The sequence below is a fragment of the Methylomonas rivi genome (assembly GCF_024505165.1).
Taxonomy (GTDB): Bacteria; Pseudomonadota; Gammaproteobacteria; order Methylococcales; family Methylomonadaceae; genus Methylomonas; species Methylomonas rivi.
In genome coordinates this window covers 1-12,831 of the sequence record NZ_JANIBK010000116.1, presented here as the reverse complement: position 1 = coordinate 12,831, position 12,831 = coordinate 1, and the positions used below count along the sequence as shown (strand labels likewise).

Below are 12,831 nucleotides of genomic sequence, written 5' to 3'. Positions count from 1 at the left end.
GCCCGCAGGGGCGATGCAGGGATGCATCGCGTTTTCCGCAGGGGCTGGGAGGCCCCTTCGGAAAACCCCGCTCAAACCTGAGGAGCGCAGGGAATACGCGGCATCCGGGTTGCCTTTTCTTTGGATACTTTCTTTTGGCAACGCAAAAGAAAGTATCTCGGTTGTCGGTCCGAGAACCGACATTAAAAAAACTTCGCGATAGCGAAACAAAAAAGATTTCAACGCTGGGTTTATCAACCCAGCCAAGCCAAGTGACGCCGGAGCGTCAAAGGCACCATTCCCACGCCGGAGCATGGGAACGATAAGGTTCGGAATTATTTTAAAATTTAGGTAAACACATGCTCAGCATAAAAAACTTACACGTCTCCATTAACGACAAACCCATCCTCAAAGGCCTAACCCTGGACATCAACCCAGGCGAAGTCCATGCCATCATGGGCCCCAACGGCGCCGGTAAAAGCACCTTGTCGCATGTGTTGTCCGGCAAGGCCGGTTACACGGTGACCGAAGGCAGCGTTAGCTATCAAGGCAAAGACTTGCTGGAACTGGACCCCGAAATCCGTGCCCGCGAAGGGGTGTTTCTGGCCTTTCAATACCCGGTGGAAATTCCCGGTGTCAGCAATATTTATCTGCTGAAAGCCGCGCTGAATGCGATGCGCAAGTATCACGGCCTGCCGGAAGTGGATGCGATGGATTTTCTGACCCTGGTTAAAGACAAGGTCAAATTGCTGCAGATGGACGAAAAATTCTTGTACCGCGCCGTCAACGAAGGTTTTTCCGGCGGCGAAAAGAAGCGTAACGAGATTCTGCAGGCGGCGGTGCTGGAACCGAAGTTGTGCATATTGGACGAAACCGATTCCGGCCTGGATATCGACGCCTTGCGCATCGTCGCCGAAGGGGTCAATTCGCTGCGCTCACCTGAGCGGGCGTTTTTGATGATCACCCATTACCAACGCTTGCTGGATTACATCAAGCCCGACGTGGTGCACGTGCTGGCCGAAGGCCGTATCGTCAAATCCGGCGGGCCCGAGCTGGCGCTGGAATTGGAAGAAAAAGGTTACAGCTGGCTGGAAGGGCAGGCGGCATGATGGCGGCGGAACAATCGGCTTATAGTTATTTGGCGACGTATCCGGCCATTGCCGCCCAACTGCCGGGCGGCGATTTGCCTTGGTTGCAGGCGTTTCGCGGCGAGGGCTTAAAAGCGTTCGAAGCGCACGGTTTTCCGAACCCGCGTGACGAAGAATGGCGTTACACCAACCTGGCGGTTTTAAATAAAACCTTGTTCGCGCCCAGCGATAATCAGGATGCGGATGAAGATTGGCTGGATGCGTATCGGCTGGAAAATGCCTGGAGCGCGGTGCTGGTTAACGGCCGGTTTTCGGCGGCCTTATCGCGTTTGTCCGGCCTGCCCGCTGAAGTTTCGCTGCAAAGCGTTAAAGTCGCATTACGCGACAATCCCTCAGTTCTGGAAACATACTTGGGTAAAGCAGTCGGTAACGGCGAGCATAGTTTGGTGGCGTTCAACAGTGCCTGGTTTGCCGACGGCGTGGTGGTTGAAATTGCCGCCAATCAGCATTTGCCCAAGCCGTTGCAGATCCTGCATGTGGTCACTTCCGAGGATGCCTTGGCGGCAACGCGAAACGTTTTTGCGCTTCAAGAAGGTGCGGAAGCGGAAATCGTCGAAACCTATATCGGCAGCGCGGCCGGTTATTTTTCCGCCGCCGTCAACGAATGTTTTCTGGGAGATAATGCCGGTTTGACGCTGTATAAAATGCAAGCCGAAGCGGACAAGGCCTGCCATTTCGGCGGCACCTACGTCAAACAGGCGCGCGATAGCCGGCTGCTGCATCATAACTTCGCCTTTGGCGGCTTGCTGGCGCGGACCGATATTCACAGCGATTTGGATCTGGCCTCGGAATGCCGAGTGAACGGTTTATATTTGGGTGCCAACCGGCAACATATCGATAACCACACCCGCATCAACCACCTCAAGCCGCGGGGTATCAGCCGCGAGTTTTACAAAGGCGTGTTGGATGATCGGGCGCGCGGGGTGTTTCAGGGCCGGGTGATTGTGGTCGAGGATGCGCAGCAGACCGATTCGGAGATGAACAACCGCAATCTGTTACTGTCCGCCGATGCCGAAGTCGATACCAAGCCGCAGCTGGAAATTTACGCCGACGATGTAAAATGTTCGCACGGCGTCACGGTCGGCCAACTGGAAGAAAAGTCGGTGTTTTATCTGCAATCGCGCGGCATTGACGAGGCCTCGGCGAGAAATATTCTGACCTTTGCCTTTGCCAATGAAATGGTCGATAAGGTCGAAAACGCCGAGTTGAAAAGCCTGTTACTGGAACAATTGCTGGCGCGGTTTCCGGCCATGAGCTTATAAAATAGCCGCAACCTCGATGCGAACCTCCGGCAGCGCGACTAAATTGAGGCTGTCCGATTTGCCGAGCACGATTTTATGCAGGTAATCGCCGTCTTGCGGTTGCCGGTAGACTTCCAGGCAATCGTCGATCAAGTTGACGATCCAGTATTCCGGGATGTTGTGGCTGGCGTAAAGGCGCAGTTTTTGGCTGCGGTCGAAACGCAGGGTGGTGTCGGAGACTTCCACCAGCAGCAACACGTCGGACGCATTGGGGTGGCGGGTGGTGTAAAAATTCGGCTCCGGATGCAACAACAGGAAGTCGGGTTCCGGTTCGGAGAGGTCGCTGAGTTGAACCGGGTTTTGCGCACTGGGAATTGCCTGACCCTGTGCGAGGACAGTCAGGGTGCTGATGAGGCGGTTAACATGCCCCGCATGATTAAATCCAATCGGCGCCATGTGTAAGATCTCTCCTTCGATGAGTTCCATGCGGCAATCGGGCGGAAAAATACCGGCCTCGCCCATGCGGTGCCACTCGGCGATGTCGGTAAGATGTTTTTGTGGAAAGACGGCAACCATTTTTTTATCCAAACCTATCATTTGAATTTGATTTTAATGTGCGGCAAGCACAAAGGCAACCAACCTGTTTGAGACCATGATTAACTACCCAATCGAACAAATTCGCGCCGATTTTCCGATTCTCGGCGAAACCGTCCGCAACAAACCCTTGGTTTATCTGGACAATGCCGCCAGCTGCCAAAAGCCGCAAGCGGTGATCGACAGTATCGTGCATACCTATAGCCGCGAATACGCGAATATTCACCGTGGCGTGCATACTTTAAGCGTCAAGGCTACCGACCGTTTCGAAACGGCGCGGGAAAAAGTCCGGGGATTCGTCAACGCGGCCAGTACCAAGGAGATCATCTTCGTGCGCGGGGCTACCGAGGCGATAAATCTGGTTGCGCAAAGTTACGGTAAATCCCAACTAAAAGCCGGCGACGAAATCGTCATCAGCGCGATGGAGCATCACGCCAATATCGTGCCCTGGCAGATGTTGTGCCAGCAAATCGGCACCGTGTTGAAAGTGGCGCCGATGAACCGTAAGGGCGAGCTGATATTCGAGGAGTTCGAACAACTGCTGGGCGAGAACACCAAGCTGGTAGCCATTGCGCATATGTCCAATGCCTTGGGTACCATCAATCCGGTCGAGCGCATCGTTGCCGCCGCGCATGCCAAAAATATCCCGGTGTTACTGGACGGCGCGCAAGCGATTCCTCATATGCCGGTAGATGTGCGGGCCCTGGATTGCGATTTCTATGTGTTTTCCGGCCACAAGTTATACGGCCCGTCCGGCACCGGCGTGCTGTACGGCAAGCAAGCCTTGCTGGAAGCCATGCCACCCTATCAAGGCGGCGGCGATATGATACGTATGGTCACTTTCGAAAAAACCCAATACGCCGGCCTGCCGCAAAAGTTCGAAGCCGGCACCCCGGCGATTGCCGAAATCATCGGCCTGGGCGCGGCCATCGATTACGTGACCGCGGTCGGCATGGATACCATCGCCGCTTACGAAGCCGAGTTGCTGGATTATGCCACCGAGCAAGCCGAGCAAATCAAAGGCATGAATCTCATCGGCCAGGCGGCGGAGAAGGGCGGTATTTTGTCGTTCACGCTGGACCGCATTCACCCGCACGACATCGGCACCATGCTGGACAGTTTGGGTATTGCCGTGCGCGCCGGCCACCATTGCGCAATGCCGGTGATGGATTTTTACGGCGTACCTGCCACGGCACGCGCCTCGTTTGCGATGTACAATACCCGGCAAGAAATCGATGTGTTGATGCAGGGCATCAAATCCTTAATAGAGGTGTTTGGCTAATGTTTGAAGATTTACGCGATCTATACCAAGAGGTCATATTCGACCACAACCGCAATCCGCGCAATTTCCGCATCATGGAAAATGCCAATCGCCGGGTGGACGGTTTTAATCCCCTGTGCGGCGACAAGTTGACCTTGTTTTTGAAAATCGACGACCATGTAATCAGCGACGCCAGCTTTCAAGGCTCGGGTTGTGCAATTTCCACTGCTTCGGTTTCGTTGATGACCGAGATCGTCAAAGGCAAAACCGAGCAGGAAGCCGAGACATTGTTCACCCAATTTCATGAAATGACGACCGGCAAAACCGAAGAAGTCAACCTGGAAGCGATAGGTAAACTGGCAGTGCTGGCCGGGGTGCGCGAATACCCCGCCCGGGTCAAATGCGCCACCTTGGCTTGGCACACCCTGGATGCGGCCTTAAAAAACCAGCAAGAAGCGGTTTCCACCGAATAATCACCTGCTTGAGGATTTCTAGTCGGGTAGCGGTAACTAAATGCCGGTAACCATTCGATGAGCAAAACTGCCATCCTGATTGCGGATGACTCCGATTTGAGGCCACGGGTTTTATCCGAGCGTCTTGATTTGCCTTTACTATCCCTGGCAGCAGCCGAAACGGTCGATTACGAGTTTTTCTTGATTTACCGCGACGGCTGCCTGAAGTTGCTGGACCGGCAAAACCTGAAAAAAGGCGGCCTGACGGTCGAAATCGACCCGCGTCCCGGCGAGCAACATTCATATCCCGCCCCCAAAAAAGATCTGCTGGCGCAAGCCGTCGGTAAAAAATCCCGTACCGTGGTCGACGCCACCGGCGGTTGGGCGCAAGACAGTCTGGCGCTGTTTCGGATGGGTTATGAAGTGACTTGCATCGAACGTTCGCCGGTCATGGCTGCTTTGTTAGCCGATGGTTTCGAACGGCTGGCGCAAAAAGATTGGGTTCGAAAGCGCGAATTGGTCCCGCCTGAATTACTGGTAGGCAATGCCATCGAATTGCTGGCCGGCTTGCCGGAAAAACCGGATTGCATTTATCTCGATCCCATGTTTCCTCCAAAACGTAAACAATCGGCGGCAACCCGCAAATCCATGGCGGTGTTACGTGATATTCTCGGCGACGATATGGACAGACAGGAGCTGTTCGATGCGGCGTTTGCGGCCACGGGCCGGCGTGTAGCGGTCAAAAGCCCGGATTATGCGGAACCCTTGGGCGGCAAGCCCAACGAAAGTTACCAAGGCAAATTGTTGCGCTATGATGTTTATCTGAAATGAATGAAACGCGAAATATTTGTAATTAACCGGACGAAGCGGGGTGAGTGTGTCTGATTGGATAGATGTGGCGGCCGAGTCGGCCTTGGTCGATGGCGAGCATCTGGTGGTCGATGTTGACGGCTATGATGTGGCGATTTTTAAGCTGAACGGCCAATTTTATGCCATCGAAGATGTTTGTACCCATGATGGCGCGGAAATCGCCAGCGGCGAGCTGGACGGCGACGAAATCGTCTGTCCGCGGCATGGCGCCCGTTTTTGCGTAAAAACCGGCCAAGTCAAATGCGCGCCCGCCTACGAAGATGTGGCTACTTTTCCGGTGCGGGTGGTTGACGGCCGCTTGCAGGTTGCCGCCCACGGCTAAACGATTACACCATTTTGCACATACGGGTCCTCAGCATGCCGACAGTTCAAGATCTAAATCCGTCCGTTCATTGGCGGCATAAAATTAAATTCTGGCATGCGCTGCTGTTGATAGCGGTCGGGCTGCTGGTCGTTTCGCCGCCGTGGTTTGTCGTTCAGCCCTCCGAAATGGCCAACGTGCGGCGCCTGGGTAAGGTTGTGCATCCGGCCCCGCTGTCCGATGGCTGGTATTTTAAGGCGCCGTTGCTGGATGACGTCGATATTCTGCAAGTGTCCCTGACGAGTTTTCAGGTGGAGGATTTGCCGATTTTTACCATGGACAGCCAGTGGATCAATGTGTCCGTCGGTATTTCATTCAGTGTTCCGGAAGCGGCGGTTTTAAATCTGCTTTATAAAGTCGGCCGTAGCGGCGGCTTCGATATCGATCAAAATCTGCGCCCGGTGATTAGCGAAAGCACCATGCTGGTGTTTTCCCGTCATTTGGCTGAAAAATTACCCTCGGAACGGGAGCAGGTGGTGAAAGAGTTGGAAATGGAATTGAGCGCGGCCTTGCAACGCATTTTCGGCTTGAATATTCAGGATGTGCAGATCATTAACATCAATTATTTGTCCGAGCGCGCGGCCATGTTGTGCGACGAATTAAAGCAGATGGACAGCCGGCCAAATCCGGCCGCCGCCAGCCATTAAACGGCTTTTGGGGTCATTCCGGCTTAACCGCCGCCAGCAAGGCTTCGCGCCGCTGCCGCAATTCCTGAAAGCCGTTGCTTAAGGCATCGACTTGCACGCGCAGCTTGTGCTCTTCGGCCGCCATGTCCGCCAGACTTTGCGTGGTTGTAGCCAGCAATACATCGCTCTTGCTCCGGTAGGGGCGTTTAAAACGCTGCTCAAAGGCTAGGCCTAAGGCGTCCAGCAGTTCTTGATAATGCGCTTCGCTGAATTCGGGTTTTTGGATGCCGTCCAGCAGTTCCCGGCGGGCGTCGAACACATCGGCCCCAAAGGCGTGCAAATAGGCCGCGCGCATTTGCGTGGCCAACGCGCGCATGCGCGGTTCCTCATCCTTGCATTGGGCTATCAAGCGGGCCAGACTGTTTTCCACATCGTGCAAGGGTTGCCGGTGCTTTGCCATGTAGAGCATTTCCAGCGTGCCGGCCAGTTCTTGCAGCTGCGGCGCGGCGTAGTCTTCCGCTTCCAGCCAGCGGAACAGCAGTTGCCGAAAGTTGGCCGGAAAATTGCCGAATCGGCTCTGAAATCCCGCCATAAAATGGCCGGTAAAGTCTTCCAGCATTTGCCGGTCGGGCGATTGGCTTTGCATGGCCGCCAGCAATTGCTCGGCAAGCTCCGCGACGCTTAAATCCGGGGCGTTTATGGGTGGGGGTTGAGATACCGGGCCGGGTTGGTAGGGCTCGCCGGCCGGCTGATTTTTCTCGGTGCCGCCGGTTTGGCCGTCGGCCGTTTCTTGCAGAAAATTTTTCCAGTAATCGGCCAAGCCGACCTCGGTTTCGCTGCCGCCTATATGTTTCAACAGGTTGTCCGCCAAGGCGAACAGGCAGCGGCTAGCCGGGGCGTTGCCGAATAAGTCCACCACCGGGGTCTGTTTGAACACCGATTGGGTGACGCTTTCGTCGCGGGCCACGAAGCCGCCGTAATCCACTTTTAGATCCAGATATTTGTCGACCGCGGCGGAAAAGCGGCGATAAGTTTCCGTGGCATGCGGGTAATCGTCCACCATGTTGACCACCACCCGGATATTGCCGGGGTAATGCCGGCTGTTCAGCAATTTCAGCATGGAAAAACCGTCCGTCAGCGAGGTCGGTTCGGGGGTGATCAGCAAAAAGGTATAGGGCGCCGATTCGATGAATTGCAATACGCTATCGGCCACGCCTGCAGCGGTGTCGATCAGAAAGTAGTCGTAGTCCGCTTCCAACTCGGTCAACGCGGCGGATAACCTTTTGACGGTCTCCGCATTAAGATCGGCGAACTCGGCGATACCTGTGGCCCCGGGCACCACGGCCACGCCTTGCCGGGTTTTGACGACAATGTCGCGGATGGATTTTTCGCCGTTGAGCACATGTTCCAGGGTATATTCCGGCCGCAGGCCCAGCAGAATATTGATGTTCGCCAGGCCGGTGTCGGCGTCGAAGATGCAGACCCGGGCGCCTTTTCGAGCCATGGCGGTGGCGACATTGGTAGTCACGCAGGTTTTGCCGACGCCGCCCTTGCCGCTGGTAAATACCATGACATGGGCGCGATGTTTTTCGGCCGGCAAGGGCTGTTCGGCAAAATTCAGGTTTTCCATGGCCGGGGAGTGTAGTTGGTTTATGTGATCCACAGCTTACAGGTTTTGATTTATGTTGACGATGTACGGTAGTACAAGCTTTTTTGTTACCGCGGCATGTTGGGCGGGCTCGGTTATAATATCCGGCCTTTTGCTCAATTCGTAACGTCATGAAAGCACCCCGTCTTGCCTGGGCTATCACAGGTTCCGGCCATTATATCGAAGAATGTCTCGAATTCATGTTGGGCCTGGATAATGTGGATTGTTATCTCAGCCAGGCCGGCGAAGAGGTGTTGAAGATGTACGGTATTAATCTCAACGACATTAAAGACAAAATGCCGGTGTACCGGGACCGGGCCGCGTCGGCGCCGCCGGTAGGCCTGTTTTATAAAGGCTATTACCATACCTTCGTGATGGCGCCGACTACCTCCAATACCATAGCCAAATGCGTGCTGGGCATCGCCGATTCCCTGGTCACCAATCTGTATTCGCAGGCCGGCAAATGCCGGGTGGAAAGTATCGTTTACCCCTGCGACATTGCGCCGGAGATGGAAACCACCGCGCCGGGCAATAAAAAAGTCATGGTCTATCCGCGCCCCATCGACTTGGAAGCCACCGCTAAAATCCGCGATTTCCCGTTTACCCAGGTGGTGGAAAGCGTCGACGAACTGAAAACGGCCGTGCTGCGCCGGCTGGCATCGTTATCATGAGTGGCGAACGCATTCTATTTTTGACCGGCAAGCTGGCGGAAAAACAACTCCGGCAGATTCTGGCCGCCATGGAGCCGGATTTTTATTACAAGGTCAAGGAAATGGGTGTCAAGGTGGCGGCCTTGATGACCGCCGACATGATAGGCCGCCGCCTGAAGGATACCGAAGGCGCTACGCGCATCGTCATCCCCGGCCGTTGCCGTGGCGATATCGATGCACTGTCGCAACAACTCGGCGTGCCGGTCGAACGCGGGCCGGAGGAAGTCAAGGACTTGCCGCAGTATTTCGGCAAGGGCGCGCACCATTACGATCTCAGTTGCTATCAAACCAAAATCTTCGCCGAAATCGTCGACGCGCCCAATATCAGCGTCGAAGCAGTGGTCGAGCGGGCGTATTACTACCAATCGCAGGGCGCCGACGTGATCGACATCGGTTGTCTGCCCGGTACGCCGTTTCCGCATCTGCAAGACTGCATACGCACCTTAAAGCAGGAAGGCTTTACCGTCAGCATCGATTCATTGGAAAACGCGGATTTGCTGGCGGGCGGCCAAGCCGGGGCCGACTACATGCTGAGTTTGACCGCCGAAAGCCTGTGGATTGCCGATGAAGTGGCGACCACGCCGATTATCATCCCGCAAGTCCACGGCGACTTGAGTTGTCTGGACGGGGTTATCGACATACTGCAACGCAAGAACCGCGCGTTCATCGTCGACCCTATTCTCGATCCGATTCATTTCGGTTTTACCGAATCCATCGTGCGTAATTTTCAGTTCCGCCAGCGTTATCCCGAGGTGGAGATGATGCTGGGGGTCGGCAATATCACCGAATTGACTCACGCCGATACTTCCGGCATGAATGCCTTATTGCTGGGGATTTGCTCCGAGCTGAACATCAACCATATTCTGGCCACCGAAGTCAGCAAGCACGCCTGCCGGGCGGTCAGGGAAGCCGATCGGGCCCGCCGCATCATGCACGCGGCCAAGCAGCACGACAGCCTGCCCAAGCATATCGCCCCCGATTTGCTGACGGTACACGACAGCGCGCCTTTTCCGTATAGTCGCGAAGAAATCGAAGCCATAGCCGCCGAGATCCGCGATCCCAGTTACCGGATCCAGGCCAGTAGCGAAGGCCTGCATGTGTTCAATAGGGACGGTTTTCATACCGCGTTGGACCCGTTCGACCTGTATCCGAAATTGGGCGTGGAAAGCGACGGCGGTCATGCGTTTTATTTGGGCGTGGAACTGGCGCGCGCGCAAATCGCCTGGCAATTGGGCAAGCGTTTCACCCAGGACCAGCAGTTGAATTGGGGTTGCGCGGCGCAAGGCACGGAGACGGAAGCGGATTTACATACGTTCAAACCGGCCGGCAGCACGCTGAAAAAACCGCACGAACACGCCGCCAAGGATGCGGATTAACAATAAAACGCTTGCTGCGATCCGACGGTTTTCAACACATCAAGTCAGGAACTCAAGGGGGCGAGTTCGACCAATAGTGCCAGAATAAATTAAATTGAAAAGACAAAAAAGCAAATAAGCTGTCGTTCAAAAATGTAGGTGCAGTTTACCCTAAAGTGCATAATAGCTTGTGTAATCGCACATTTAGAGGTCTACATTCCTCCAATTATGCTATTGCTATGCGGACCGTAGTGCGGCGCGGCGGCGATTTATACGCCGGCGGATAGAGGCTTCCCCAACAACGGCATTCTGGGGACAAGCGAATACAACAAGGCAAATGGATTGATGCCGCTGTGGACTTGAACGCCGTCGATACCGTGCGCCGGAAAATCAGGTGTTCAATTACCGGGGCTGGCCAAACAATTCGATTGCCGTTAACGTACATCAAAATATAGAGAACCTAACCCCATGGCTCATGCCAGTATCACCAGCGTCGTATTACGAAATTACAAAAGTATTGGTTATTGCAACGTAAATTTGGACCAGCTCACCTATTTAGTAGGGGCAAACGGTTCCGGTAAAAGCAATTTCCTTGATGCCTTGCACTTGGTACGAGATGCCTTAACAAGTTCGTTGGACAATGCATTAAACGAACGCGGAGGTCTGTCGGAAGTACGCAGATATTCCAGCGGCCATCCAAACCATTTCGGCATTCGTCTGGAATTCTCACTCGCGAATGGGCAAAAAGGACATTACGCATTCAATGTTGGAGCGCTTTCGGGCCAAGGCTACGAAGTGCAAACCGAGGAATGCGTATTGGGCGGTATCGGTAAAGGTCCGTTTTTCCAGGTCGATAAAGGCAAACTGCGCAACAGTAGCGAGGCGACGTTCCCCACCGTGACCTCAGACCGCTTGGCCTTGGTAGCCGCTTCCGGCTTGACCGAATTTCGTCCGGTTTTCGACCTATTCTCAACCATGGGATTTTACAATTTGAATCCTAAATTAATGCGCGAACTGCAAAAGCCGCAAGAGGGTAGACTACTAAAACCGGTTGGCGAAAACATCGCTAGTGTTATTGGACACTTGGAAAGGGTATCTCCGGAACGCATGGCCATCATTCAGGAATATTTGCAAATCGTCGTACCTATGGTTCATGGTGTAAAACGTAAGTCCATTGGCCCGATGGAAACCCTTGAATTTCGGCAGGACATGGCCGGCGCCAAGTATCCTTGGCGATTTCTGGCGCAAAACATGTCTGATGGCACCTTAAGGGCATTAGGAATATTGGCGGCATTGTTTCAAGGCAACCGAGATTACGCCCCAACTTTGATTGGCATAGAAGAGCCGGAGACAGCCTTACATCCGGCGGCAAGTTCAGCTTTGCGCGAAGCGTTGAATCGGGCTTCACAAGAAACTCAAATCATTGTGACTAGCCACAGCCCGGATCTGCTCGACGATCAGCAATTGAGCGCCGATTCGTTATTGTCGGTTGTTTCCGAAAAAGGTGAAACGCGAATCGGCCCTATCGACGAAGCGTCGCGTCATGCGATTCGAGACTCACTGTTTTCCGCTGGCGAATTGCTGCGCCTAAATCAACTGGCTCCAGACCGCAAACAACTGGAAGCGCAAGAACAAAAATAGACCGATTTATTCGGAGACAGCTAGCCGTGCTCAATGTGACTGCGATTGTGGAGGGCGATGGCGAAGTCATCGCTTTGCCTATCCTATTACGGCGACTCAACCAGTGGTTAACCCCGAAAGTATATGTCGATGTAGGTTATCCGATTCGTGTTCGCCGAGACCGTTTTCTCAACAAGGAAGACGAATTTCGCCGCCACCTCAGCCTTGCCGCCAACAAATGCGGTGACGAAGGTTGGATATTAATCCTATTCGATGCGGACGATGACTGCCCCGCCGAGCTTGGTCAAGAGATTTTAGCGCGCGCCCAGCGTATTGCCCCGCATCGTAAAATTTCCGTTGTGTTGGCTAACAGAGAGTACGAAGCCTGGTTTATCGCAGCCGCCGAATCGCTGCAGGGAAGTCGAGGCTTTAATTATGACCCGGCAAAGGCCGTCGATCCCGAACGACCGCGCGATGCCAAGGGCTGGATCGAGGCTTGCATGGCCAATCGTTCGTATGGCGAAACCACTGATCAACCAGCGTTTTCCGCGCAAATAGACTTGCAGCTAGCGTTCGATCGTAGTCGCTCGTTTAGAAAGCTTTGTAGCGAATGGAACAAATGGTCACTGATTAACGAAATAGCCCGAGAGCATGCGCAAACGCCGACTGCCCAGCAAAGCATCGGGGAATGAGAACGACTCGCCGCCTTAATGCCGCCTTGCCATCAGCTCTATCTCCTGGACAATTTCTTCCTGGCGTAAACGGTTGCGGCGCCTTTGCAAGTCTTCATAACCCTCATCCAAATGGCGCAAGGCGTTTTCCATCTGCAGCAGACGCATATGATTTTCGACCCGAATCGAGCATAACAATAGCGCCAGCAAGCTGTGATACAGATAATGCTCGGCGGCGCCGACCGCCACTTCCGCCGCCGGCATCAGCGTCAACGGCGGGTAACCGGCGCTCGCG

At 54.3% G+C, this 12,831-nt stretch carries 14 protein-coding genes and 1 pseudogene; 11 read left to right on the top strand and 4 right to left on the bottom strand.

All coding sequences use genetic code 11. The features are described 5' to 3' along the window. Positions 1 to 246, bottom strand: a 246-nt coding sequence (locus tag NP596_RS16210) for a hypothetical protein (protein ID WP_256616429.1), incomplete at its 3' end; no start/stop codon positions are given. Positions 247 to 338: 92 nt separating this feature from the next. On the opposite strand from NP596_RS16210, the gene sufC reads away from it, so the two are divergent. Together sufC and sufD are read left to right on the top strand one after the other, a co-directional pair. After that, the gene (sufC, locus tag NP596_RS16205) at positions 339 to 1,088 is read left to right on the top strand and encodes a Fe-S cluster assembly ATPase SufC (protein ID WP_256616428.1); all 750 of its coding nucleotides are present in this window, start codon (positions 339 to 341) and stop codon (positions 1,086 to 1,088) included. Then, the gene (sufD, locus tag NP596_RS16200) at positions 1,088 to 2,389 is read left to right on the top strand and encodes a Fe-S cluster assembly protein SufD (RefSeq protein WP_256616427.1); all 1,302 of its coding nucleotides are present in this window, start codon (positions 1,088 to 1,090) and stop codon (positions 2,387 to 2,389) included. Before sufC ends, sufD begins: the two co-directional genes overlap by 1 nt. On the opposite strand, the gene NP596_RS16195 is transcribed toward sufD, so the two are convergent. Further along, the gene (locus NP596_RS16195; RefSeq protein ID WP_256616426.1) at positions 2,384 to 2,944 is read right to left on the bottom strand and encodes a Uma2 family endonuclease; all 561 of its coding nucleotides are present in this window, start codon (positions 2,942 to 2,944) and stop codon (positions 2,384 to 2,386) included. The two genes, sufD and NP596_RS16195, sit on opposite strands and share 6 nt — an antisense overlap. 76 nt (positions 2,945 to 3,020) lie before the next feature. Here NP596_RS16195 and NP596_RS16190 point away from each other — a divergent pair, with 76 nt between their 5' ends. From NP596_RS16190 to NP596_RS16170, 5 genes are read left to right on the top strand one after another with little or no spacing between them, the layout of a single operon-like run. Continuing rightward, positions 3,021 to 4,244, top strand: a complete 1,224-nt coding sequence (locus tag NP596_RS16190) for a cysteine desulfurase (protein ID WP_256616425.1) — start codon at positions 3,021 to 3,023, stop codon at positions 4,242 to 4,244. Next, positions 4,244 to 4,696: a Fe-S cluster assembly sulfur transfer protein SufU gene (gene sufU / locus NP596_RS16185; RefSeq protein ID WP_256616424.1), complete on the top strand. Its 453-nt coding sequence runs from the start codon at positions 4,244 to 4,246 to the stop codon at positions 4,694 to 4,696. The genes NP596_RS16190 and sufU overlap by 1 nt, the downstream gene beginning before the upstream one ends. A gap of 57 nt (positions 4,697 to 4,753) precedes the next feature. Further along, positions 4,754 to 5,506: a class I SAM-dependent methyltransferase gene (locus NP596_RS16180; protein ID WP_256616423.1), complete on the top strand. Its 753-nt coding sequence runs from the start codon at positions 4,754 to 4,756 to the stop codon at positions 5,504 to 5,506. A gap of 46 nt (positions 5,507 to 5,552) precedes the next feature. After that, positions 5,553 to 5,867 (top strand): non-heme iron oxygenase ferredoxin subunit, encoded by a 315-nt coding sequence (locus NP596_RS16175; RefSeq protein WP_256616430.1) that lies wholly within the window; start codon positions 5,553 to 5,555, stop codon positions 5,865 to 5,867. Between the two features lie 35 nt (positions 5,868 to 5,902). Continuing rightward, positions 5,903 to 6,553, top strand: coding sequence for an SPFH domain-containing protein (locus tag NP596_RS16170; protein ID WP_256616422.1), 651 nt, complete (start codon positions 5,903 to 5,905; stop codon positions 6,551 to 6,553). Between the two features lie 13 nt (positions 6,554 to 6,566). Here NP596_RS16170 and NP596_RS16165 read toward each other — a convergent pair whose 3' ends face one another. Then, positions 6,567 to 8,162, bottom strand: coding sequence for a MinD/ParA family protein (locus tag NP596_RS16165; protein ID WP_256616421.1), 1,596 nt, complete (start codon positions 8,160 to 8,162; stop codon positions 6,567 to 6,569). Between the two features lie 149 nt (positions 8,163 to 8,311). Here NP596_RS16165 and NP596_RS16160 point away from each other — a divergent pair, with 149 nt between their 5' ends. The 4 genes from NP596_RS16160 (at position 8,312) to NP596_RS16145 (ending at position 12,557) form a co-directional block, all read left to right on the top strand. After that, positions 8,312 to 8,851: a flavoprotein gene (locus tag NP596_RS16160; protein WP_256616420.1), complete on the top strand. Its 540-nt coding sequence runs from the start codon at positions 8,312 to 8,314 to the stop codon at positions 8,849 to 8,851. Next, positions 8,848 to 10,266, top strand: coding sequence for a DUF6513 domain-containing protein (locus NP596_RS16155; RefSeq protein ID WP_256616419.1), 1,419 nt, complete (start codon positions 8,848 to 8,850; stop codon positions 10,264 to 10,266). Before NP596_RS16160 ends, NP596_RS16155 begins: the two co-directional genes overlap by 4 nt. A 447-nt stretch (positions 10,267 to 10,713) precedes the next feature. After that, on the top strand, positions 10,714 to 11,886 hold the full coding sequence (locus NP596_RS16150; RefSeq protein ID WP_256616418.1) for an AAA family ATPase: 1,173 nt from the start codon (positions 10,714 to 10,716) through the stop codon (positions 11,884 to 11,886). 26 nt (positions 11,887 to 11,912) lie between these two features. Beyond that, the gene (locus NP596_RS16145; RefSeq protein WP_256616417.1) at positions 11,913 to 12,557 is read left to right on the top strand and encodes a DUF4276 family protein; all 645 of its coding nucleotides are present in this window, start codon (positions 11,913 to 11,915) and stop codon (positions 12,555 to 12,557) included. Between the two features lie 15 nt (positions 12,558 to 12,572). On the opposite strand, the pseudogene NP596_RS16140 reads toward NP596_RS16145, so the two are convergent. Next, a pseudogene (locus NP596_RS16140) lies at positions 12,573 to 12,831 on the bottom strand (F0F1 ATP synthase subunit gamma); the annotation flags it as partial.